Genomic DNA, 22,008 nt, shown 5'->3' on the forward strand with positions numbered 1-22,008 from the left:
CGCCCGCCGCGAACTCGAAGTGGCCGAGTGGCTGCCCCAGCGGCAGGTGAAGCTGTGAACGGAAGGCAAACCCCCCGCAGGTGGGGACGAAGCCGAACCCGCAGGACTGCTGGAGCGGCTGCTGGGCGCGGTGCGTCCCGAGTTCCGGGTCGACGTGCTGATCCCGGGCCCCGATGACGAGATGCAGGGAACGACCGGCCGCGCCCAGCGATCGCCGCCGATGGCAGGCCCATGGCACAGGGCATCCGCGATACGGTTCGAACATGATTAGCGAAGGAGGGGCTCAGCTCGGAAGACAAGCCGCGCATCGCCTGGTCCATATGAACTGTTGTGTGATTGAGGAAGGCCTGACCGACGCGGAGTTCGCTCGTATCGAGCACGAATACGAGTTCGAGTTCGCCGACGACCACCGAGCCTTCCTTGCCGCCGGACTACCAGTCCACGAACCGCGGGAAGAGGAACCAGGCACCAGTTATGCCTGGGAAAGACCATGGCCAGACTGGCGCAACGGCGATCCCGACGAACTCCGCCGGCACCTCAACTGGCCGATCGAATTCCTGCTCCATGACGTTCAGCGCGGGCACTGGCAACCTGCCTGGGGCGAGCGGCCGGATTCCAGCGAAGCGGCCGTCGACCTGGCACGGTCGCAGCTGACCGGGGTGCCAAGAATGGTTCCCGTCTATGCGCACAGGTTCCTGCCCGCAGGACACGGCACCTTCGGCCACCCGGTGCTGTCGATGTGGGGCAGCGACATCATCTACTACGGAGCCGACCTGCTCGACTACATCAACCAGGAGTTCGAAGAGCCCCGGCCCGAGTATCCCGAAGACTGGGCGCCTCAAGCCACCGTCCCGTTCTGGCGCGACTACCCCTGAGCACCCCCGCTCCGCCCGCGCAGGCAATGCTTGAGTAACGATTCCGGCCATGAGGCGGGTGCCTTCGCGCCAACGACATCCGCGTCCCAGATTTCATCCACAAGGCACCACCGCAGGTCGGTGTACTCCTCGGGCGTGGTGACCCACTGGCCGTGCAGGGCCAGTTTGGTGAACCCGCCAGAGTCCAGCGCCCACGGGTCGTCGAACACTGGTTCTCCGTTTGGGCGGCCGTGACCGAAATCTTTGCGTTGTTTGATGGTTGTCGGCCAAAGGGGGAGATCGCCGATTCAGTCGCGCCAATGCGGCTCTATCGACCACTTGGTATGGTGCCCAGGTTGTACCGCTTGGGGAGTAGGGCGGTGCTCAAGGGAGAGGACACCAGGCGACGATGCAGGCGTCAGAGGTCCGGCGTGCGGTGGCTGCGGCCATGTCGATCGCCTCATCACTTGGCCTGACAGCCGACGACGCGATCGTTCTTAATAACTCGAACAAGCTCACTGTGCGTCTGCTGCCTTGTGACGTCCTGGCCCGGGTGGCACCTGAAGCGCATCAGGTCGCACAGTTCGAAGTCGAGCTTGCTCAGCGGCTCGCCGACTCCGGGTGTCCTGTGGCTGCTCTTGAGCCTCGAGTGGAGCCAGGCGTCTATGAGCGTGATGGCTTCGTGGTCACGCTGTGGACCTACTACGAACCGGTGACACCTGGAGAGGTCTCACCGGCTGACTACGCCGATGCGCTTGAGCGGCTGCATGCCGGCATGCGCAAGCTCGACGTCCCGACGCCGCACATCACGGATCGAGTCGAGCGGGCTCAACAGCTCGTGGCGAACCGCGACCGCACGCCTGCGCTCGCCGACGCGGACCGGGAGCTGCTCGGTGACACGTTACGAAGTCTGGGACGAGTGATCGGCGAGCGCGGCGGCGCCGAGCAGCTGGTGCACGGCGAGCCGCACCCGGGCAACGTGCTCACCACGAAGAACGGGCTGCTGTTCATAGACTTTGAGACGTGTTGTCGTGGGCCTGTCGAGTTCGACCTCGCCCATGCGCCAGAAGAAGTCAGCGCGCACTATCCGGGTGTCAATCAAGACTTGCTGCGCGATTGCCAGATCCTCGTACTGGCGATGATCACAACGTGGCGCTGGGATCGAGGCGACCAACTCCCGAACGGGCGCCAGCTCGGCACAGAGTGGCTCAGCCAGATCCGAGCAGCGCTTGATCGCAAAGGGCTGGATACCCGTGACTGATCGCGGGCCTTCGAGGTCGTAGCCGAATCAGAACACCCCTATCCGCGACGCCGGCCTTCCACACAGAACCGGTTGCCCTCAGGATCGGCGAGCACCACGAACGCGGGGACTTCGGGCCGCGTATTTTCCGGATAGTGAGGCCAGTCGACACGTTGCGCACCCAGCGCGACCAGCCGATCGACCTCGTCGTTGAGATCGCGATCCCCTGCGTTGAGATCGAGATGTATCCGGGGGAACTCCTCGGCGGGACTCTCGCTCACGTCCATCGCAAGTGCGACGCCGACCACGCCGGGCGGAGGCTCCAGGATGATCCAATCATCGCCTTCGAAGCGTGGCGGCCGCCGCACGTATCCGAGCGCCTGGTGCCAGAACTCCCCGGCTCGGACATCGTCCGTGACGCCCAAGGAGATCTGTCCAATCGCGGTCATCCGCCGAGGCTATCAAGTCGGTTCGCGGCGAAACTCGTGTTCAGATCATGGCCAACTTCTGAGCAGGAGTTGCCGTGCTTGATGCTCATCTGTTGCGGAGCGCCTGCAGTATCTGCACCAGGGCGGCTTGGGTGGCCGGCAGATCCGCGGGGTCGTCCGACTGGGCCAGCCACAGTGCTGCTTCGTTCATCGCGCCCGACAGCAGGTGGGTCAGCGGCGCGACCGGCTGGGCCGCGATCGTTCCTTCTTCGATCAGTTCGGTGAGCGCGTCGGCGAGATGGCGGGCCGAGGCGGCCTCGTCCATCGCGCGCCATTCGTTCCAGCCGAGCACGGCAGGGCCGTCGATGAGCATGATCCGCTGAATGTCCGGGGCCGTGCTGGCGGTCAGGAACGCCTGGCAGCCGGCGGTGAGACGGGTCCAGAGGTCGTCGTGGACGTCAGCGGTCCGCGCCACCGTCTCGGCCACCTCCTGCTGCACCTGCTCCAGGACGGCACGGAACAGCTCGGCCTTGCTCTCGAACAGATGGTAGAGCGCGCCCTTGGTCACCCCCGCCTCGCTGACGATCTCCGACAGGCTCACGGCGCCATACCCCCGGGCGGCGAACAGGCGTCTGCTCTCCCGCAGCAGAGCCTGCCTGGTCTGCTCCCGCTGCTGTGCTCTGACGCCGTGCGTCTTCATGCGCCCCCCTTGACATACCGATGGTATGTTAAATAGACATTGACATACCGATGGTACGCGAAAGAGGTTCGTGTGAAACTGACCAGCTTCTATCCGGTGATCTGCACCACCCGGCTTCAGGAGTCCCACGACTTCTACACCAGGCTGCTGGGGTTCGAGACGACGTTCGAAGCCGACTGGTACCTCAGCCTGCGGCGCCCCGGAACACCGCCCTACGAGCTCGCGCTGCTCGACCACACCCACCCGACGCTGCCCGAGGCGTACCGCACCCCCGTCCGCGGACTGCTGCTGAACGTCGAAGTGGAGGACGTGGACGCCGAATGGGAACGGCTCGTCATCGACGCGGGACTCACAGCCGAACTCGAACTGCGCAGCGAGGACTTCGGGCAGCGCCACTTCATCGTGGCCGATCCCAACGGGGTCCTCATCGACGTCATCACCCCCATCGCACCTTCGGCGGAGTACGCCGACCAGTACGTCAATCCATGACCCCCTCGGTACGCCGCGTATCGGAGGTGGGCTTGTCCTTTCGGGCATGACGGGCAGGTCGGCGCTGGTGCCGCGCATGTCCGAGGTTCTGAGGGTCGGCCTCGCGCTCACGGGCGCAGCGCGAGGCCCGACAGGCATCATCATTCGAGGGCACGGCGTTGGCGGGTGGGGAGCAGGAGGGCGGCGACGACGGCGACGATGAGCGTGCCCGCGCAGATCCAGAAGCTGGTGGTGAACCCGGCCTCGGACGGGACGTGCCCGGCGGCGGACAGGGTTACGGCGAGGACGGCGGTGCCGATGCTGCCGCCGATGGAGCGGGCAAGGGTGTTGATGCTCGTGGCCGCGCTGGTCTGGGACGGTGGCACGGTGGCGAGGATCGCGTTGGTCATGGCGGCGGACGCCAGGCCGAGCCCGATTCCCATCAGGGAGACCGCGGTCAGCACCTGCCACGCCGCGCTGTGGGCGACGGCGAGCAGCACATAAGACGCCGTGATCATGACGGTGCCCAGCACCAACGGCAGTTTGGCCCCGAAGTGCCGGTCCAGCGCACCCGACAGCGGCGCGAACACGACCATCGCCACGGTCGGGGGCAGCAGGAACAGGCCGGATTCGCTGACGGACTTGCCCAGGCCGTAGCCGGTCGCGGCCGGCAGCTGGAGCAGGAGCGGTACCAGCAGGAACGAGCCGAACGTGGCCACCCCGAAAGCGATACCGGCGATGTTGGTCGTCCACACGCCCCGGCCGGCAAGCATGCGCATGTCCACCAGCGGCGCACGAACCCGCAGCTCGACCACTGCCCACGCGATGAACGTGACGGCCGCCCCGCCGAACAGGCCCAGGGTCAGACCGCTGGCCCAGCCCCAGCCACCGCCTTTGCTGAGCGCCAGCAGCAGACAGACCAGGCCGGCCGACAGCAGCAGCGTGCCGGGCACGTCGATGCGGCCGGATGCGCGGACCGGAGATGGTGGGATGCCGAACACGATGCCCACGGCGGCGAGGGCGATCGCCATCAGCGGGAACCAGAACAGCCAGTGCCAGCCCAATCCGGCCACGATCGGTCCGGCCAGCACAGCGCCAAGTCCGCCGCCGGTGCCGAGCAGCGCGGACAGCAGGCCGACGGCGACGCCGACCCGTTCGCGCGGCAACTCGTCCCGGACGATGCCGAACGCCAGCGGCAGGATCGCGCCTCCGGCTCCTTGCAGGACCCGGCCGGTCACCAGGACGGCGAGGTTGCCGGCGAGCGCGGCGACCAGGATTCCGGTGGAGAGCACGCCGAGGACGACGAGCAGCACCCGACGCCGGCCGAACATGTCACCGAGCCGGCCGGCGATCGGCGTGGCGATCGCGGCGGCCAGCAGGTAGGCGGTCACGAGCCAGCTGATGTCCGCGGTCGAGGCGTCCAGCTGCCTGCCGATGACCGGCAGGGCCGGGGCGACGAGCGACTGCAGCATCGCGAACACCACCCCGGCCAGCGCCAGAGAGCCGAACACGAGCGTGGGATTCGCGCGCCGGGGGAGAATCGGGGCCTGCCGGGGCGTCAGATCACTGCGCATTGGTCACCAGGTGACGGGCAGCGAGTGGACGCCGTAGATGCTCATGTCGTTCCTGAACCTGACGTCCTCGATCGGCACCGCGAGCCGCAGATCGGGGAGTCGGCGCAGCAGGGTCGGCAGGGCGATCTGCAGTTCGGCGCGGGCGAGGGTCTGGCCGAGGCACTGGTGCACGCCGTAACCGAAGGCGAGGTGCCCGCGAGCGGGCCGGCCGAGGTCGAGCGTCTCGGGGTCGGCGGTGAAGGCGGGGTCCCAGTTCCCGGCGGGCAGGTTCATGATCAGCCCCTCGCCGGCCTTGACGAGGGTGCCGCCGATCTCGACGTCCTGCGTGGCGATGCGGGCGACGAGACTGTGCACGATCGTGAGGTAGCGCAGGAGTTCCTCGACGGCGTTGGCGATCACGTTCGGGTCGTCGGCGTCCCGGAGCACGGCGGCCAGGTCCGGGTTCTCCAGCAGCGCCACTGTGCCAAGCGCGATCATGTTGGCGGTGGTCTCGTGGCCGGCGTTGAGCAGGATGACGCCGTTCATCGCCGCCGTCTCGCGGCGCAGCTCGCCGGTCTGGACGTGTTCGCGGATCACCCGGCTCATCAGGTCGTCGCCGGGCTCCTTCTCCTTGCGGGCCACCAGTTCCAGCATGTAGCCGAAGAACTCCCTGGACGCCCTGGCCCTCTCCTCCGGCGGGGTGTACATGTTCATCAGCTTGCCGGTGATCGTCTGGAAGAACTCGTGGTCGGTGTAGGGGACGCCGAGCAGGAGCGAGATCACCATTGACGGGACGGGCAGCGCGTAGTCCTGGACGAGGTCGCCCGGCCGGCCCTTGGCGACCATGGCGTCGATGAACTCGCCGGCCATCGCCTCGATGTCCGGGCGCATCAGGTTGACCCGCTTGACCGTGAAGTCCTTGGTGAGCATGCGACGCAGCCGGGCGTGCTCGGGGTCGTCCATGCGGGGGAAGGTCTCCGGCGCGCCGGGACCCTCCTGCTTTTTGCGGCCCTGCAGCACGCCGAGGACGTCCGCGCTGATCGCCGGGTGGGCCATGGCGGTCTTGATGTCCTCGTAGCGGCTCACCGCCCACACGGTGTGGCCGTTCCAGTTGACCCGTCGCAGGCCCTCCTCCTCGCGCCATCGCGTGTACTCGGTGGGCGGGTCGAACGGGCAGCGGGCTTCGCGTTCGCCGGGGAAGACCGGCAGATCGGTGGAGGTCATGGAAATCCCTTGTGTTCAGGCGGCGGTGGTGAGTGCGGCGGTCCACGGTGTGCGGGCCGTGATGCGCAATGTCCTGAGCGGTCGGCCGGCGGCCACACTCACCTGCATCGGGCTCCCTCTCACCTCAGTAATTGACAGTTCCGTGCCATTTCTCGCTCTGACGCGAAGGTAGCACAAGTGGCAGCGTGATGCCAGATTGATATGCTCCAGCAATGGTCACCAACACCGAGCGGCACCTGCGGGCCGACGCCGCTCGCAACGTCGAACGCATCCTGCGTGCGGCGCGTGCGGCCTTCGCCGACGACGGCCCGGACGTGTCGCTTGAGCAGATCGCCCGCCGCGCGGGAGTAGGCCCGCGGACGCTCTATCGCCACTTCCCCAACAAGGGTGACCTGGTCCGAGCCGTCCTCGACCAGCGTGTGGCCGAGGAGCTCACGCCGGCGATCGAGCGCGCGATCGACGACGAGGACCCGCTGCGCGGTCTGACCACGTTGATGGAAACCGCCATGACCATAGTGGCCAGCGAGATGAGCACCCTGGCCGCCGCGAGGAACGCCGGTTCCCTCACGCCCGACCTGTCCACCAGGTTCTTCGAGGTGCTGACCCTGCTCGCGCGGCGGGCCCAGCGGGCCCGCCTCCTGCGGGCCGACCTCGTTCCCGAGGACCTGCCCAGGATCATGGCCATGCTCCACAGCGTGCTCTGGAGCATGGACCCCGAGACGGAGGGCTGGCGCCGCTACCTCGGCTTCATCCTCGACGGCCTGTCACCCGCCACGGCGAGCGTCCAGCCCCCGGCCGTGCCCGTGGTGCAGAAACCGCGAACGGGCAAGTGGCCCCTCTGACCTGACCGGCCCCGCCGGCCGTCAGGGCCGACTTGCCTCGTGGGCAGCGGCGCCCCGTTGCGGTGGTCGACATCAGAGGCGATCTCAGGGGGAACCCTGATGCACTCTGGGAAAAAATGGCATCATGCTGCCAGTTGAGTCCAAGGGGAATCCATCAGAGAGGGCCGCTCGTGGCGTTGTTCAATGTGTTGGACTGGTTGCAGTCATTGCCAGAACCCGCGCTCATCGCCAGCACGGGAGCCATCGCTCTCGGTGAGTCCATCATCGGCATCGGGTTCTTCATCCCGGGTCAGGCGGCCCTGCTGATCGCCTCGGCCACCGTGAACTCGGTGCCCGAGTTCTTGATCCTGTGGGCCGTGGTCACGGTCGGCGCCCTCCTGGGCAACGTGATCGGGTTCGAGCTCGGCCGCCGCGTCGGTCCGACGCTGCGCGAGAGCAAACTCATCAGGAAGCACGGAGCGGCGGGCTGGGACAAGGCCGACGCCCTGCTCCAAAAGCACGGCCGCTGGGCCTTGTTCGTCGGCCGGCTCATACCGGTTGGGCTCGTGCAAAGCGTCGTGCCCGCCGTCGTCGGCGCGACGCACATGAATTACCGCACGTTCCTGCCCCCGGTGGCGGCAGGCGCGGCCTGCTCGACGGCACTGCCCCTCCTGGTCGGCGTCGGAGTCGCCGCAGGTCTGAAGAACGCCGACAACCTGATGCTCGTCATCCTGGGCGGATTGCTCCTCGTGGTCGTCGCGATCATCGTGATCCGCAAGCGCCGCAAGGACGCCCGCGCGAAGAAGTCCGCAATGACCACCGCGCCCAGCGGCCCGGGCGAGGGTCCGGATCTCGAGCCGTCCGCCTGAGAACCTTCGTCGGGGCGATGAGGACTGCTGGGCGAATAGTGGATCACCGGGAAATGTCCTCGGTCTGTGCGATCATCTGACGCACTCTGTTGATCAAGCTCCCCGAGGAACGACGATGTCGACCGATATCTACGGCGTGCGCGTCCTGGCCGTCCATCCCGACGAGCTCCGGATCAGGTTCCGGATCTTCGCCGTCTACTACGACACCGCCGGCCAGACCTACGACCCCGTACCGGACGATCCCAGTTTCTTCTTCTCTCTCCTTTGGGAGCAAGGACCCCTATATGAGCTGATCGACGTCAACACCCGCCTGGACGGCGAGTGGGTCGACGCCAACACCCGGCGCTTCGTCTCACGCGTCGAACGACTCGCCACCCGCAACCATCCGCCCACCCCGGAGCAGTGGAAGGACCTGCACGACTTCTACTACGACCGCGACGGCGGCTGGAAGGACGAGGACCTGCTGGTTCAGTTCGACTACGACGTGTACGTCACCGACCGGCGCTGGATCGAGTCGTTCGACGAGGACGAGGCATGGGGGACGACCGCGTTCCCGTACAACGCGGATGTGTGGACCGCCGAGGACGCGCCGTACATTCCGGACCTCGCAGAGCCGGTCTTCACGGTGAGCCCGTTCGACGTGACGAAGGGCGAGGTCGAGTACGACAACGTCAGCGGGGCGGAGTTCTCCGACGACGGCCGGTACCTGGGCGTGTGCAGCGACAAGGGCCTGGTCTGGGTGTACGACACCACCGACTGGTCGCAGGTCGTCCACCTCTCGACGGGGGAGGACTGGATCGTGCCCCTGATGGCGTGGGTGCCCGGCGAACCTGTCATCACCCTCAAGAACTACTGCTCGGAACCGGACGAAGACGACCGGACGCAGTGGGCCTACGACGTGGACGCCCGCGCCGAGGTCGAAGCCCCGTTCCAGCCCGGTCGCGTACGCTCACGTGATGGCGGCTACTGGACCGGCAATTACGGCAACAAAGACGGTGGATCCGACATCTGCGCTCCCGGCCGTCCGCCCATCCCGTCCTCGGTCGCGGGCGGCGACTGGGACCCGATCCAGTGCGAGTCCTTCGCGGGTGACGGCAGTCGCCTGTTCCTCGGGGCCCAGGAGAACCTCTACGTCCTCGACCCGGCGACCGGCCAGATCACGGACAAGGTCATGGACGCGTCCAAACGTCTTTTCCAGCTCGCCGCCAGTCCGGACGGCGCCTACTTGGCGGTGGGCAGCTTCACCCGCAAGCTGCCCTACGTGAACATCCGCGGCGACAAACGGCCGCACGAGCTCTGCGTCTGGCGGACCTCCGACATGAAGATCATCATGGGTCGGCAGCTCACGACCTGGGTCGAGGCCATGGCCTGGTCAGCCGACGGCCAGTGGCTGGCGGTCACCATGGAGCCCACCGCGGATGGACTGTCGTTCAGCGGCAAGTCCCAGCTCGTGGTCTATCGCATGGGCCCGAGTCAGCCCCCCTTCCCGGTCGAGTAGGGCAGGTGAAGCCTGGCGGCCGGGGCGCACGCTGTCAGGAGTCGCCCTGTCCCCAGGCGGTCAGTCGCTGCCAGTAGATGTCGGATTCCAGGTGAAAGCCGGTCCCGTCGATGCGTACCAGGGTCGGTTCGCCGGGCGAGTGCAGCGGCCAGTGGGGCATGTGCGGTGTCTCCGGTGAGCCGCTGGAGACGAACGCCGCCCAGGTCGCGTGGACGGAGTCGGCGAGCTCCGGGTCCGTGGGGACGAATCGCTCGGGCACGTCGGGGGCCGGGCCGTCCGGGTTACGCCAGACGTAGCCGACTTCCGCGCCGTGACGCGCGCCGCCGCCGTTCGGCTCGTGCTCGCCGTAGAGGTACTTGAACACGCGGGCGTGACCGGACTGGGCCGCGGCGAAACGCGAGGTCGGCAACTGGAAGACGAGATCGCCGGTGATCGCGGTCAACAGGCCCTTGCCCGTGTGCTCGGGCAGGAGTTTTCTGTACGCGCCGACGATGTCGTGCCCGGTGAGGCCGAGCGGAACGACCCGGGGATGCACGAGGCGGGCGGCCTCGGCGTCGGTCATCTCGGGGTGGATGGAGGTGTGGGTTACGGCCTCGCCCGTCGTCGTACCGATCATCAGGTCGATGTCCGCGGCGAACCCACCGGCGACCGCCCGCTCCGGGTGTTCCGGGAGTGTCACGCCGTCGATGACCGGCTGGAAGGGCAGGCCCAGGACGGCGACGTCGCCGTAGACCTCCGGGCGATGGCGGGTGTAGGCGTCGTCGCAGAGGGCCTTCTGGACGCGGAGCAGCTCCTCGGTCGGGACGTGCGGGATCTGGTGGGCTTTCACGCCGAGCTGGCGGCAGAAGAGTGACGTGATGGTTTCGGCTGTTTCGACGGTGATGACCGCCGGGCTCGCCCCGCTCTGCACCAGAGCCCGCTGGAAGAGGCCCTTGGCCGAGGGCATGGCCATCAGGGTCGCGACCGAGAAACCGCCGGCCGACCTGCCGGCGAGTGTCACGTTGGAGGGATCTCCGCCGAAGGCGGCGATGTTCTCGTGAACCCAGCGGAGGGCCGCGATCTGATCCAGGAGCCCACGGTTCGCGGGGGCGTGCTCTCCCAGCCAGAGGAACCCGAGAGCCCCGAGCCGGTAGTTGACGGTGACCTCCACGATGCCGCTGCGCGCGAACGCCCCCGACTGCAGGACCGGCTCCGCCCCTGAACCCACCGCGTATCCACCGCCGTGCACCCAGACCAGCACCGGGGCACTGCCGTTCACGTCGGGAGTGCGGACGTTGAGGGTCAGGAAGTTCTCCCCCTGCTCCCGCTCGGACGTGGCCGCGGTGCCCACCGGCCCGTACGTGGCGACCTGGGGGCACACGGGGCCGAGCCGGTCGGCCGTTCGCACTCCCGGCCATGGCCGTACGGGTTCGGGCGCCGCGAAGCGCCGCGCTCCCGTCGGAGCCTCGGCGAAGGGGACGCCGAGGAAGCTCGCCACTCCCCGGTGGTCGTGGCCGCCGTGCAGAAGCCCGGACTCCGTGCGTACCGTCGTCATCGGTTCCTTCCCGTGGTTGCGTCAGCGGAGCCGAGGGTCATCATGAGCCGGTTGGCCCAGGCGAACATCGCGGCGACGGCGATCATGTCGCGGACGGCGTCGTCGTCGAGGCCGGCGGCGTGCAGGCGGTGGATGTCGTCGACGGTGAGCGCCGGCGGGGTCACCGCGGCGTGGGCCGCGACGTCGACGATGGCCCGTTGCCGCAGGTCGGTTACGCTGCCGGCGCCGTGTTCCGCGAGGGCGACCGCGGTGACCTGGTCCTTCGAGAGCTGGACCTGACGGCGGCCGTGTACCGACGCGCAGTATTCGCAGCCCGTGACGAGGGAGGTGGCGAGGGCTGCGAGTTCGCGGTCGGCGCGGCCCAGTGAGCCGGTGCCCGTCATGATCGCGTTGTACAGCGCGGTGCGTTCCTCCAGGACCGCCGGGTCGTGCAGCAGGGTGAGATAGAACGGCGACCACTTGGCCGGGGTCTTGGCGTCGGCGCCGGCCTCCTTGGCGGGAGGGGCGGCCGCCTCGACCCAGGGGTGCCAGGTGAGGACAGGGAACCGCTCCGCCGGCTGCGGCAGTGGCCGGGGTTCCGGCGGCTGGGCGAGTGGGGGGATCGGCGGACGGGGTGTGTGCTGGGCGGCTGCGATCAGGCTCATGCCGAGAAGCAGTCGTACCCGGTAGCTGGTGTACGCGACGACCTGCGCTGCCGCGACGATCTGGGCGGCGGTGAAGCCGTGCGACCGAAGGAGCGCGATCTCGGCGGCGCCGGCGTCGGCCGGGTCCATGGCCATGAGCTCGGCGTGCGCGAGCAGCGCGGCGGTGGCGGGGCCGAGTTCGTCCCAGCGCTCAGGATCGCTGACGACCTGCGCGGCGCCTGCGCCGGCCAGGGAGTCGAGGCGGTCGGCGAACTCGTCGGCCAGGCCGCGATGCCGGTTGACCTGAGCGACCCGCAGCGCGATCCGGGCGCGGTCGGTGCGGGTGAGCGCCGATTCGTCCGCGGGCCGCAGCACCGCGACGTCGACCGAGTCGGTGAACGCACGGACGTCCTCCCGCAGCGCCGCCAAGTCCGGCAAATCCGCCGTGTCCGGCAAGCCCGCCGTGTCCGCCAAGCCCGCCGTGTCCGCCAAGCCCGCCGTGTTCGGCGAACCCGTGGGTGATGGGCTGTTTTCGAGGAAGGTGAGCAGGCGGCGTCGTTCGGGTTCCAGGTCCAGGCCCTGCCGCGCGACCCAGTCGTCGCTGTAGTAGGAGTCGCCGTACCGTTCGCCACCGTCACAGATCAACGTGACGATACTGCCGCTCTGCCCGGCGGCGCGCATGCGCGCGATCAACTCGAAGGCCCCGGCAAGGTTCGTTCCTGTGGAGGCTCCCGCCCGGATGCCGGTGATGTCGGCCAGCACCCGCATGGCGGCGATCGAGGCCGCGTCGCCGATCGGGAGCATCTCGTCGATGACGGTGGCCACGAACGACGGCTCGACGCGGGGCCTGCCGATGCCTTCGATGCGTGAGCCGGCGGCCACGAGGTCGCGCCGCCCGGTCGCCCACGCCCGGTGGAACACCGACCCTTCTGGGTCGACCACGGCGACCTGCGTCGCCAGACGCTTGTAGCGGCAGTATCGGCCGATCGTCGCGCTGGTGCCGCCCGTTCCCGCGCCGACGACGATCCAGGTGGGCTCCGGGTGCCGTTCGAGGGACATCTGGTCGAAGATGGAGCAGGCGATGTTGTTGTTGCCCCGCCAGTCGGTCACGACGGAGGCGTTGGTGAACTGGTCGAGGTAGAACCAGTCATCCTGGCTGCCGAGCCGCTCGGCCTCGGCGTACACGGCGCCCGCGTCGGCCACCAGGTGGCACCGCCCGCCGTACCGCCGGATCAGCTCCAGCTTGGCGCCGGAGGTTCCTTCGGGCACGACCGCGACGAACTCCAGCCCGAGCAGGCGCGCGAAGTACGCCTCCGAGACCGCGGTGGACCCGCTGGAGGCTTCCACGAGCGTCGTCCTGTCGTGGATGTCGCCGTTGGCCAGGCCGAACAGGAACAGTGAGCGGGCCAGGCGGTGCTTGAGCGAGCCGGTGGGATGGACGGACTCGTCCTTGAGGTAGAGCTGGATGTCCCAGGAGGGCGGGAGGGGGAAGACCTGGAGATGGGTGTCGGCACTGCGGTTGGCGTCCGCCTCCACCCGGCGGATGGCGTCCTCGACCCACGCGCGCCGAGCGCGTGTGGTGTCCATGAGCATGAATGTTCCTGTCCGTCGTGGGCCGAGAAACCGGGGCCGATGATGATCGCCGGGGCGGTGGACCACGGAGCGTGGGGGGACAAACCTCCGCGGGGATACCGTCGCATCAGGACGGCTATGAGTTCAAGGCCGAAATCATTCACCTGTCTATCACATGGGCTTATAGTCGCGGTGTGATCGAGCTCAAGCACTTCCGTCTGCTCCGCGCGATCGCCCGGCACGGGACGATGTCCGGGGCGGCCCGTGAGCTGGGCTACACACAGCCGGCCGTGACCCAGCAGATCCAGAGCCTCGAACGGACCTTGCGCACCCCGCTGGTGACGCGGAATCGGACCGGCTTCCGTCTCACCGACGCCGGTGAGCTGCTGCTTCGGCACGGCGCGTCGGTGCTGGCGACGGTCTCGCTGGCGCAGGCCGAGGTGGAGGCGATCGCTGGGCTGCGCGCCGGGCGGGTGCGGATCGCCTGCTTCCCGAGCGCCGCGGCGATGTTGCTGCCGAGGGCGCTGGGCGCGATGACCGCCGAGCATCCGGGAGTGTCCTTCACGCTCGCCGAGACGGAACCGCCCAAGGCTCTGGAGATGCTGCGGCGCGGCGAATGCGACATCGCGATCGTCTACCTGTACGTGACCGCCGGCTCGGACGGCCCGTCGTCCCTGGTGCTGGAGGCGGGGGAGATCCGCACCCAGTTGCTGGAGGAGTCGGTGCACGTGGCGATGCCGAAGGGGCATCCCGCCGCCGCCAAACGCTGGGTCGACCTGCGGGAACTGCGTGACGCGCGCTGGATCGCCGGATGTGCCGGGTGCCGGGGGAACCTGCTGGAGGCGTGCGCGGCGTCGGGGTTCACGCCGGACATCGCCTTCGAGACCGACGACTACGTGGCGCTGCAGGGGCTGGCGGCGGCGGGGCTCGGGGTGGCGCTCGTGCCCGATCTCATGCGGGCCGCCGCGCGTCACGAACCCGGGCTGGCGCTGCGCCGCCTGCACCCCATGTCGGTGCGTGTGGTCAGCGCGGTGTCGACGACCGCGCTGATGGGTGTGCCCGGCGTCGCGCAGACCGTCGCCGCCCTGCGCGAGTCGGCGGCCGAGGTCGACCTCGCCGACATCCCTTCGTAGGGCGCTGAGGGGACAGGCATAAGTTCACCTTATGCACACTGTAAGAAAGTTCACCTTGCCCTTTAACGGTTCGCCTGACCACACTAGGTGAACTGGTAAGGGCTCTTTCCCCATATTTCAGATCGGATCCCCATGCGTCCCACTCCCCGTCACCCTACGCCCTCCGGCGGCCCGCCGGAGGACCGGGTGACGGCCGGCACGCTGCGCGTCGCCGTGGTCGGCGCGGGGCCTCGTGGGCTGGCCGTCGCCGCGCGGCTGGTGGACGTCCACCGCGAGCTCGGGGCCCCCGCGCTGGAACTGCACCTCGTCGATCCGATGCCCGGCGGGCGCGTCTGGCGGACCGACCAGGACCCCGTGCTCCTGATGAACTCGCGGACCCGCCAGGCGACGCTCTTCGCCGACGACAGCGTCCCCGGCGTCACCGGGCCGCCGCGCGGGCCGTCCTTTCTGGACTGGTGCGCGCAGGTCGCCCCGCACCTCGACCTGCCGAGCACGGCGGCGGAGGAGGCGAAGGCACTCACCCCCGACGGGTTCGGGTCCCGCGCGCTGTTCGGCCACTACACCCGCTGGGTGCTGGAGAGCCTGACCGCCGACTCCGTGCGCGTCCATGCGGCCCAGGCCACCGCTCTGGCCGAGCGCGAGGACGGCGCCCAGGTGCTCACTCTCGACGCCACGCGGGAACTGGTGGTCGATGCCGTGGTGCTGGCCCTCGGCCACCTGCCGGTCGCCGCGTCGGAGCGCGAGCGGGAGCTGACCGCGTTCGCCGCCGAGCACGATCTGGTGTACGTCCCGCCGGGACCGGCGACGGCATCCGACCTCGCCGGCATCCGGCCGGGGGAGGAGGTCGCCGTCCTCGGGACCGGGCTCAACTTCTACGACGTCATGGCGCTGCTGACGGTCGGCCGAGGCGGACGCCACGAAGCCGGCCGCTACGTCCCCTCAGGACGGGAACCGGTGCTGCTCGTCGGCTCGGGGCGCGGCATGCCGTACCTCGCGCGGGCCGTGCGGCCGGGCCCGGTGACGCTGGAGGTCTGCACGCCGCAGGTCCGGGACGGCTGGCTGGCCGCGCGGGACGGCCTGGACGTCAAACGCGACGTGTGGCCGGTCATCGAGGAGGAACTGCGCCGCACCTGGGAACGCGAGGGTGACAGGCGCCCCTTCGACCTGGCCGCGATGATCGACCCCCTCGCCGCCGGCGGGGAGGAGCCCGGTTCGCTGACCGAGAGGCTGCGCGGGCTGCTGGCCGACGACCTGGCCTCCGCGACGGCCACCCCGCGCGGGTCCGCCACCGCGGTCGGCGAGACGCTCGCCAGGCTCAAGGACGTCGTGCGCGACCTCGTCGCCGAGGGCGTGGTCGACGGCCGGTCCGTGCTGTCGGACCTGCACGGCTGGTTCCGCAGCGTGGGCGGGTTCCTGGCCGCGGGACCTCCCGCGCGGCGCGTCGCCGAGCTGATCGCCCTCGTCGACGCCGGGCTGGTCCGCTTCCTGGGGCCGGGCGCGCGGGCGACGACCGACCCGCGGGCGGGCGCCTTCGCCGTCACGGCGCGCGAGCCGTCCGCGTCGTACCGGGTCAGGGCGCTCGTGGACGCCCGCATGCCCGAGGAGGACGTCCCCAGGACCACCGACCCGCTCGTACGGAACCTGCTGGCCACGGGCCTGGCCCGGCCCGCCACCCTGGGAACCGCCGACGGCGGTCGGGTGACGACGGGCGGCCTGGACGTCACCCGTACGGGAGCAGGGACGCCCTCGGGCGACGGCTGCCGGCTCATCGCGGCGGACGGCACGGCGAGCCCGCGCCGCCTGGCCATCGGCCTTCCGGTTCAGCCCCTCGAATGGAACATCGCCAACCTCCCCCAACCCGGACAATCCGCCCGGACCCTGATTCAAGCGGAGCTGATCGCGCGCCACCTGCTCGCGCTCACCCCGATCGTCCAGCCCGCCTCCGTCTCCGTCGAGACGAGGAACCACGAAGGAGGTGTCCGTGACCGCGCATGACAAGCGGGCCCCGGTCGTCGTCCGCCATGCCACGATCATCACCGGCCGAGACCAAGAGGTCATCGAGGACGGGCGGGTGGTCGCCGACGGCGACCGCATCGTCGAGGTCGGCCCCGACACCGGCGCCGTCCCGAGCGGAGCCACCGTCCTGGACGCGACCGGCTGCACGGTCCTGCCGGGCCTGCACAATCTCCACGACCACGTCGCGCGCAAGACGCTGCGCTTCCCGGACGGGACGGGGGTCGGCTACCGGGGACGGGGCGACGTGCTGATGCGCCAGCCGCTGCCCTTCCTGGCCTACCACACGGCCGCGAACCTGGCGGCGCAGCTGCGCTCCGGCGTCACCACCATCCGGGACTTCGGCCTGCCGGGGATCACCGGCATCCAGGCGATGCGTGCGGTCGCGGAGGGCATCATCCCAGGGCCGCGTCTCATCGCGGGCGGCGACCCGATCTGCATCACCGGCGGCCACGCCAGCAACTGGGGCGCCATGGAGGCCGACGGCCCCGTCGGCGTCGTCACCGCGGTCCGCAAGCAGATCATCGCGGGCGCGGCCGTGCTCAAGTTCATGGGGTCCGGTGGGCTCGGCACCTACCCCGAGGAGGACCCGGGCATCCCCGAACTCGGTCCCGACGAGCTCGCGGCGGGCATCGCGGAGGCGCACAAGTTCCGCAAGCGCACCGCGACCCACGCGTACAGCACCGAGGCGATCATGAACGCGGTCGTCGCGGGAACCGACACCGTCGAGCACGGCGCCTTCATGGACGACACCGTGGTCGCCGCGATGCTCGAACGCGGCACGGCGTTCGTCCCGACCCTCTCCAGCGTCATCGCCATCGCCTTCCAGCACCGCCTCGTCGGCGACATGCACCTGTACCAGCGGATCCTCGACGACATCGTCGGCCCCCACATGGCCGGCGTCGCCCTCGCCTGGAAGGCCGGCGTGCCGGTCGCGACGGGCACCGACACCAACGGCGAGGTGGTCGAGGAGCTCGAACTCATCGCCGAGGCCACCGGCGCCTCGGTGCTGGAGGTGCTGCCCTCGGCGACCCGCGTCGCCGCGGAGGTCGCGGGCCTGGCCGGGGTGACGGGCGTGCTCGAACCAGGACTCGCCGCCGAGGTGCTCGTCGCGGACGGCGACGTGATCAAGGAGGGCCTGGAGGTGCTGCGCAGGCCGCGCTGGGTGCTGCGCTCCGGCACCGTGCACGCGGGCGCCCCGCTGCCGCTCGGCATCCGGCTGAGCCAACTGCGGAACTGATTTCTCGTATTCCCCCGATAGGACCAGATGACTTATGTTCGGCATCCGTCTCGCTCTGCCCGCCGTCGCGGCCTTCTCCCTCGTCTTCGCCACCGCATGCTCCACCACCGCCGGCCCGGCGGGCCAGTCACCGGCCGCCGGCGGTGACGACGCCCGCACCCTGAGCGTCACCGGCTTCTCCGGCGCCTTCGCCGACCAGTTCAAGACGGAGGTCATCGACCCCTTCCAGAAGGCGCACCCCGACATCACGGTCAAGTACCGCCCGACGACGAACTCCGCCGAGATGCTGGCCGGCCTGCGCACCAACAAGGCGCGGGCCACGGACGACATCGTCATCATCGACTCCTCCGTGCAGCGCACCGCCAACGAGGAGGGCCTGTTCGCCAAGCTCACCGAACAGGAGGTGCCGAACCTGGCGAACCTGGTCGACGAGGCCGTCGTCCAGGAGGGCTACGGCCCGGCGCTGTCGATCGACAGCCTCGCGATCGTCTACAACCCGTCACTGGTGAAGACGCCTCCCACCACCTGGCAGGGCCTCGGCGACAAGCAGTACGCCGGGCAACTGGTCCTGCAGATCGCCGACACCCGCGGCATCGCGCTGATCGCGGGCCTGTCCAAGGAGATGGGCCGCAACTACCAGGACGGCATCGACGACCAGGTCGGCAAGCTCGCCGCCATGGCGCCGAACGTCCAGACCTTCCAACCCCAGCCGAACATCTACGACGCGATCCGCTCGGGCAGCGCGGCGATCGGGGCCGGCTGGAACGCCCGCGCCCAGTCCCTGCACGACCAGACGCCCGACCAACTGGCCGTGGCCGTCCCCAAGGGCGGCGGCGTGGCGCAGATCAGCACCATCAACCGCGTCGCGAGCTCGAAGAAGACCGAGGCCGCCAACGCCTTCATCGACTTCGCGATCGGCACCGAGGCGCAGAAGGGCCTGGCCGAGAGGGGCTTCTACGGGCCCGTCGACAAGCGGGTCGCCCTGCCGGACAACCTCAAGTCGCGGGTAGCGGCCAAGGACGGCCTGCTCGCCGACGCCGCCCCCATCGACTGGGCGTGGATCTCGCCGAAGTACGCCGACTGGGTGCAACGGATCCAGCGCGAGGTCATCGGTGGCTGACGACTCCTACCTGCGCATTCACGGGCTGAACAAGACCTATCCGGGAACGCGGCGGCCGGCCGTGGCCGGCATCGACCTGAGCCTCGCCAAGGGCGAACTGCTGGCGCTGCTCGGCCCGTCAGGCTGCGGCAAGACGACGACCCTGCGCATGATCGCCGGGCTCATCGAGCCCACCGCCGGCCGCATCGAGGTGGCAGGACGCGACGTGACCCGCGTGCCCGTCCACAAACGCGGCATGGGCATGGTCTTCCAGTCCTTCGCCCTGTTCCCCCACCTGGACGTCGCCGAGAACGTGGCCTTCGGCCTGCGGCTGCGCAGGATCGGCAGCGCCGAACGCCGCCGCCGCGTCGCCGAGGTGCTGGAACGGGTGGAGCTCAGCGCGTTCGCCCGGCGCCGCGTGGCACAACTGTCCGGCGGGCAGCAGCAGCGGGTCGCTCTGGCCCGCGCCCTGGTCGTCGACCCCACCCTGCTGCTGCTCGACGAGCCCCTGTCGGCCCTGGACGCCAAGCTGCGCGAGTCGCTGCGCACCCAGATCCGCGAGATCCAGCGGGCCTCGGGCACCACCTCCGTCTTCGTCACCCACGACCAGGACGAGGCGCTGTCGATGGCCGACAAGGTCGCGGTGATGCACGAGGGCGCGGTCGTGCAGTTCGGCCCGCCCGAGGAGATCTACCAGGCGCCGGCCACGGTGTTCGCCGCGACCTTCATCGGCCGCGCGAACCTGTTCACCGGGACGCTCGGCCAGGACGGAGTCCTCGACGCCGACGGGCTCGGCAGGATCCCCGTCGCGCCGACGACGGTCGCTCCCGGCAAGGTGTCGGCCATGCTCAGGCCGCAACTGGTGAAGGTGCGTGAAAGCGACGGCGTGCCGAGGGACGGGGCCTTCCCCGGCGAGGTCGTCTCCACCAGCTACACCGGAGACCTGATCTCCTACCGCATCGACGTCAGTGGGCGGACGGTCGACGCCGAACGTTCCAGCGCCGGCGCCACGATCCTGGCCCCCGGCACGCCGGTCGAGGTCTCCTGGGACGCCGCGGATGTCCGCGTCCTGGAGGGCTGAGCGATGACGAGCCCTGCCGGGCCGAGGCGCCGCCCACCGGCGGCGCTCGGGCTGCTGCTGCCCGGAGTCGCGGCGTTGATCTTCGCGTACGTGCTGCCGATGGTGTGGGTCGGCCGCATGTCGGTCAACCGGTACGTCGACGGAGGCGGAATCGAGCAGACGATCACCGGTGAGTCGTTCGCCGAGATCGTCACCGACCCCTACTACCTGCAGGTGGCCGGGACGACCGTGTGGCTCGGCGTCGTCGTGGCGGCTCTCACCGTCGTCGTGGCCTACCCGCTGGCGATGTTCCTGGTGCGTACGGAGTCCCGGTTCAAGGGCCTGCTGACCATGCTGGCGATCGCCCCGATGCTGGTGTCGTCGGTGGCGCGCACGTACGGCTGGGTCATCGTGCTCGGCAACCAGGGGCTGGTGAACTCGTTCCTGCGCACGCTGGGCGTCTCCGAGCGGCCCCTGCAACTGTCGAACAACTTCACCGGAGTCGTCATCGCGCTGGTGCAGATCTTCCTGCCGTACGCGGTGCTCGCCATGACCAGCGGGTTCGGGCGCCTGGACCGCAACGTCGAACAGGCCGCCGCCTCGCTGGGGGCCTCCCGGCGGCAGGTCTTCACCCGGGTGACCCTGCCGCTGACCCTTCCGGGCGTCCTGACCGGGGCGCTGCTGGTCTTCGTGCTCGCCATCAGCGCGTACGTCACTCCGCGCCTGATGGGCGGCGGGCGGGTCGTCGTGCTCGCGACGGAGATCTACGACCAGGCCACCAACCGGCTGAACTGGCCCCTGGCGGCCTCGCTGTCGGTGGTGCTCATCGTCATCTTCGGCGTGGCCATGGCCGGATACCAGGCGCTTCAGCGCCGGGCAGAGAGAAAGGCGAGCGGACAATGACCGGCTGGGCCTCCCGCGCGGCCAACAGGACCGTCGTCGGACTCGTCCTGCTCTTCCTGTGGACGCCGATCGTGGTCGTCTTCATCGTCTCCTTCGACACCTCCACGTTCCTGCGGTTCCCGCCGAGGGAGTTCAGCTTCGCCCCCTACGTCGAGGTGTTCCAGACCGCGGAGTTCAGCCGGGGGTTGTGGATCTCCCTGGTCGTCGCCGCGGGCTCGACGCTGCTGGCCGTCACGGTGAGCACCGCCGCGGCCCTGGCGCTGCACCGGCACCGCTTCCGCGGATCTGGCATCGTGCAGGGCTTCTTCGTCTCGCCGCTGCTCGTCCCGCACATCGTGCTCGCTCTGGCGCTGCTGCTGCTCTTCTCGCCGCTGGGGCTCACCGACGGCTACACCGGACTGATCCTCGCCCACCTGGTGTTGTGCATCCCGTACGCGATCAGGACGATCAGCGTGAGCCTGTCGACGGCCGACACCGCCTGCGAGGACGCCGCCCGGGTGCTCGGCGCCAACGGCTGGGCCACGTTCAGGCGAGTGACCTTCCCGCTGATCCGGCCGGGCGTCGTGGCAGGGGCTGTCATGTCGTTCCTCGTCTCCTTCGACGAGGCGGTCATCTCCCTGTTCCTCAGCGGCTACTACGTCAAGCCGCTGCCTGTCGCCCTGCTGGAGCACGTCGAAACCCAGGCGGGCCCCGAGGTCGCCGCCCTGTCGGTGCTGCTCATCCTGTTCTCCATCGCGATCATGCTGCTGCTGGAACGGATGACCGGCCTGCGCCGCTCACTGCGGTGATCACGCCGGGATCGACTCAGGCACGTGTTGCTCGGTGGCGTCGATGAGGTCGTGGAGGGCGTCTCGGGAGCGGACGAGGGTGTCGATGCGGGAGTCGAGGCCGTCCAGGCGTGCCCGAAGGGCGTCCAGGAGTTCGGGGCAGGACTCGAAGTCGGGGGCGGGGCCGATGGCGCAGGGCAGCAGGTACGCGATGTCCTCGGTCGACAGCCCGGCTTGGAGCAGCTTTCTGATCTGGGTCACCGTCAGGATGGCGTCGTCGCCGTACTCGCGGTAGCCGTTGGTGCCGCGGCCGGGTTCGAGCAGGCCCTGGGCTTCGTAGTAACGCAGTTGGTGCGTGTTGACTCCGGTCTTGCGGCTCAGCTCCCCGATCAGCACGCTCACTCCCCCT

At 69.4% G+C, this 22,008-nt stretch carries 21 protein-coding genes and 1 pseudogene; 13 read left to right on the forward strand and 9 right to left on the reverse strand.

Going from position 1 to position 22,008, the window contains the following annotated elements; translation table 11 throughout:
• Window positions 1-263 precede the first annotated feature (263 nt).
• Entirely contained in the window at window positions 264-875 is a 612-nt protein-coding gene (locus tag ACFOY2_RS37270) for a hypothetical protein (RefSeq protein WP_379532816.1), read from the forward strand.
• Here the strand turns inward: ACFOY2_RS37270 and ACFOY2_RS37275 are convergent.
• Window positions 866-1,084, reverse strand: a complete 219-nt coding sequence (locus tag ACFOY2_RS37275) for a deazapurine DNA modification protein DpdA family protein (RefSeq protein WP_379532817.1) — start codon at window positions 1,082-1,084, stop codon at window positions 866-868. The genes ACFOY2_RS37270 and ACFOY2_RS37275 overlap by 10 nt on opposite strands.
• Window positions 1,085-1,302: 218 nt before the next feature.
• On the opposite strand from ACFOY2_RS37275, the gene ACFOY2_RS37280 reads away from it, so the two are divergent.
• Entirely contained in the window at window positions 1,303-2,115 is an 813-nt protein-coding gene (locus tag ACFOY2_RS37280; protein ID WP_379532818.1) for a phosphotransferase enzyme family protein, read from the forward strand.
• A gap of 38 nt (window positions 2,116-2,153) precedes the next feature.
• On the opposite strand, the gene ACFOY2_RS37285 is transcribed toward ACFOY2_RS37280, so the two are convergent.
• Window positions 2,154-2,543: a VOC family protein gene (locus ACFOY2_RS37285; RefSeq protein WP_379532819.1), complete on the reverse strand. Its 390-nt coding sequence runs from the start codon at window positions 2,541-2,543 to the stop codon at window positions 2,154-2,156.
• Window positions 2,544-2,628: 85 nt separating this feature from the next.
• Window positions 2,629-3,222: a TetR/AcrR family transcriptional regulator gene (locus ACFOY2_RS37290; protein WP_379532820.1), complete on the reverse strand. Its 594-nt coding sequence runs from the start codon at window positions 3,220-3,222 to the stop codon at window positions 2,629-2,631.
• A 72-nt stretch (window positions 3,223-3,294) separates the two neighbouring features.
• Between ACFOY2_RS37290 and ACFOY2_RS37295 the strand changes: the two genes are divergently transcribed.
• Window positions 3,295-3,711, forward strand: coding sequence for a VOC family protein (locus tag ACFOY2_RS37295; RefSeq protein ID WP_379532821.1), 417 nt, complete (start codon window positions 3,295-3,297; stop codon window positions 3,709-3,711).
• A gap of 140 nt (window positions 3,712-3,851) precedes the next feature.
• On the opposite strand, the gene ACFOY2_RS37300 is transcribed toward ACFOY2_RS37295, so the two are convergent.
• Together ACFOY2_RS37300 and ACFOY2_RS37305 are read right to left on the reverse strand one after the other, a co-directional pair.
• On the reverse strand, window positions 3,852-5,201 hold the full coding sequence (locus ACFOY2_RS37300; RefSeq protein WP_379532822.1) for an MFS transporter: 1,350 nt from the start codon (window positions 5,199-5,201) through the stop codon (window positions 3,852-3,854).
• Window positions 5,202-5,267: 66 nt separating this feature from the next.
• Entirely contained in the window at window positions 5,268-6,467 is a 1,200-nt protein-coding gene (locus ACFOY2_RS37305; RefSeq protein WP_379532823.1) for a cytochrome P450, read from the reverse strand.
• Between the two features lie 212 nt (window positions 6,468-6,679).
• Between ACFOY2_RS37305 and ACFOY2_RS37310 the strand changes: the two genes are divergently transcribed.
• From ACFOY2_RS37310 to ACFOY2_RS37320, 3 genes are all read left to right on the forward strand, one after another.
• A complete protein-coding gene (locus tag ACFOY2_RS37310) occupies window positions 6,680-7,309 on the forward strand; it encodes a TetR/AcrR family transcriptional regulator (protein ID WP_379532824.1) in 630 nt (209 codons plus the stop codon).
• Between the two features lie 170 nt (window positions 7,310-7,479).
• Window positions 7,480-8,157: a DedA family protein gene (locus ACFOY2_RS37315; RefSeq protein ID WP_379532825.1), complete on the forward strand. Its 678-nt coding sequence runs from the start codon at window positions 7,480-7,482 to the stop codon at window positions 8,155-8,157.
• A 115-nt stretch (window positions 8,158-8,272) separates the two neighbouring features.
• Window positions 8,273-9,655, forward strand: coding sequence for a WD40 repeat domain-containing protein (locus ACFOY2_RS37320; protein ID WP_379532826.1), 1,383 nt, complete (start codon window positions 8,273-8,275; stop codon window positions 9,653-9,655).
• A gap of 34 nt (window positions 9,656-9,689) precedes the next feature.
• Here ACFOY2_RS37320 and ACFOY2_RS37325 read toward each other — a convergent pair whose 3' ends face one another.
• The 3 genes and pseudogenes from ACFOY2_RS37325 to ACFOY2_RS37335 form a co-directional block, all read right to left on the reverse strand.
• Window positions 9,690-11,189, reverse strand: coding sequence for a carboxylesterase/lipase family protein (locus ACFOY2_RS37325; RefSeq protein WP_379532827.1), 1,500 nt, complete (start codon window positions 11,187-11,189; stop codon window positions 9,690-9,692).
• Window positions 11,186-11,968, reverse strand: a complete 783-nt coding sequence (locus ACFOY2_RS37330) for a peroxidase-related enzyme (protein WP_379532878.1) — start codon at window positions 11,966-11,968, stop codon at window positions 11,186-11,188. Before ACFOY2_RS37330 ends, ACFOY2_RS37325 begins: the two co-directional genes overlap by 4 nt.
• Before the next feature lie 360 nt (window positions 11,969-12,328).
• Window positions 12,329-13,399: pseudogene (locus tag ACFOY2_RS37335) on the reverse strand (PLP-dependent cysteine synthase family protein); the annotation flags it as partial.
• A 179-nt stretch (window positions 13,400-13,578) separates the two neighbouring features.
• Here ACFOY2_RS37335 and ACFOY2_RS37340 point away from each other — a divergent pair.
• The 7 genes from ACFOY2_RS37340 to ACFOY2_RS37370 all read left to right on the forward strand — a co-directional run bounded on the left by ACFOY2_RS37340 (window position 13,579) and on the right by ACFOY2_RS37370 (window position 21,620).
• Window positions 13,579-14,517 (forward strand): LysR family transcriptional regulator, encoded by a 939-nt coding sequence (locus ACFOY2_RS37340; RefSeq protein WP_379532828.1) that lies wholly within the window; start codon window positions 13,579-13,581, stop codon window positions 14,515-14,517.
• A 186-nt stretch (window positions 14,518-14,703) separates the two neighbouring features.
• Complete coding sequence (locus tag ACFOY2_RS37345; protein ID WP_379532829.1) at window positions 14,704-16,512, forward strand: FAD/NAD(P)-binding protein; 1,809 nt, start codon at window positions 14,704-14,706, stop codon at window positions 16,510-16,512.
• Window positions 16,499-17,770 (forward strand): amidohydrolase family protein, encoded by a 1,272-nt coding sequence (locus tag ACFOY2_RS37350; RefSeq protein WP_379532830.1) that lies wholly within the window; start codon window positions 16,499-16,501, stop codon window positions 17,768-17,770. Before ACFOY2_RS37345 ends, ACFOY2_RS37350 begins: the two co-directional genes overlap by 14 nt.
• 34 nt (window positions 17,771-17,804) lie before the next feature.
• On the forward strand, window positions 17,805-18,890 hold the full coding sequence (locus tag ACFOY2_RS37355) for an extracellular solute-binding protein (protein ID WP_379532831.1): 1,086 nt from the start codon (window positions 17,805-17,807) through the stop codon (window positions 18,888-18,890).
• Window positions 18,883-19,950 (forward strand): ABC transporter ATP-binding protein, encoded by a 1,068-nt coding sequence (locus ACFOY2_RS37360; RefSeq protein WP_379532832.1) that lies wholly within the window; start codon window positions 18,883-18,885, stop codon window positions 19,948-19,950. Before ACFOY2_RS37355 ends, ACFOY2_RS37360 begins: the two co-directional genes overlap by 8 nt.
• 3 nt (window positions 19,951-19,953) lie before the next feature.
• Window positions 19,954-20,832: an ABC transporter permease gene (locus tag ACFOY2_RS37365; RefSeq protein ID WP_379532833.1), complete on the forward strand. Its 879-nt coding sequence runs from the start codon at window positions 19,954-19,956 to the stop codon at window positions 20,830-20,832.
• Entirely contained in the window at window positions 20,829-21,620 is a 792-nt protein-coding gene (locus tag ACFOY2_RS37370; protein WP_379532834.1) for an ABC transporter permease, read from the forward strand. Before ACFOY2_RS37365 ends, ACFOY2_RS37370 begins: the two co-directional genes overlap by 4 nt.
• Here ACFOY2_RS37370 and ACFOY2_RS37375 read toward each other — a convergent pair whose 3' ends face one another.
• Window positions 21,621-22,001 (reverse strand): MerR family transcriptional regulator, encoded by a 381-nt coding sequence (locus ACFOY2_RS37375; protein WP_379532835.1) that lies wholly within the window; start codon window positions 21,999-22,001, stop codon window positions 21,621-21,623.
• Between the last annotated feature and the right edge of the window lie 7 nt (window positions 22,002-22,008).

It is taken from the genome of Nonomuraea purpurea (assembly GCF_042650645.1).
Lineage (GTDB): Bacteria > Actinomycetota > Actinomycetes > Streptosporangiales > Streptosporangiaceae > Nonomuraea > Nonomuraea purpurea.

What these genes read in the sequence shown, in the direction of transcription:
- ACFOY2_RS37290 (WP_379532820.1), bottom strand. Translation starts at nt 3,222, where the DNA reads ATGAAGACGCACGGCGTCAGAGCACAGCAGCGGGAGCAGACCAGGCAG.
- ACFOY2_RS37370 (WP_379532834.1), top strand. Translation starts at nt 20,829, where the DNA reads ATGACCGGCTGGGCCTCCCGCGCGGCCAACAGGACCGTCGTCGGACTC.
- ACFOY2_RS37285 (WP_379532819.1), bottom strand. Translation starts at nt 2,543, where the DNA reads ATGACCGCGATTGGACAGATCTCCTTGGGCGTCACGGACGATGTCCGA.
- ACFOY2_RS37270 (WP_379532816.1), top strand. Translation starts at nt 264, where the DNA reads ATGATTAGCGAAGGAGGGGCTCAGCTCGGAAGACAAGCCGCGCATCGC.
- ACFOY2_RS37310 (WP_379532824.1), top strand. Translation starts at nt 6,680, where the DNA reads ATGGTCACCAACACCGAGCGGCACCTGCGGGCCGACGCCGCTCGCAAC.
- ACFOY2_RS37280 (WP_379532818.1), top strand. Translation starts at nt 1,303, where the DNA reads ATGTCGATCGCCTCATCACTTGGCCTGACAGCCGACGACGCGATCGTT.
- ACFOY2_RS37320 (WP_379532826.1), top strand. Translation starts at nt 8,273, where the DNA reads ATGTCGACCGATATCTACGGCGTGCGCGTCCTGGCCGTCCATCCCGAC.
- ACFOY2_RS37325 (WP_379532827.1), bottom strand. Translation starts at nt 11,189, where the DNA reads ATGACGACGGTACGCACGGAGTCCGGGCTTCTGCACGGCGGCCACGAC.
- ACFOY2_RS37365 (WP_379532833.1), top strand. Translation starts at nt 19,954, where the DNA reads ATGACGAGCCCTGCCGGGCCGAGGCGCCGCCCACCGGCGGCGCTCGGG.
- ACFOY2_RS37330 (WP_379532878.1), bottom strand. Translation starts at nt 11,968, where the DNA reads ATGGCCATGGACCCGGCCGACGCCGGCGCCGCCGAGATCGCGCTCCTT.
- ACFOY2_RS37305 (WP_379532823.1), bottom strand. Translation starts at nt 6,467, where the DNA reads ATGACCTCCACCGATCTGCCGGTCTTCCCCGGCGAACGCGAAGCCCGC.
- ACFOY2_RS37355 (WP_379532831.1), top strand. Translation starts at nt 17,805, where the DNA reads ATGTTCGGCATCCGTCTCGCTCTGCCCGCCGTCGCGGCCTTCTCCCTC.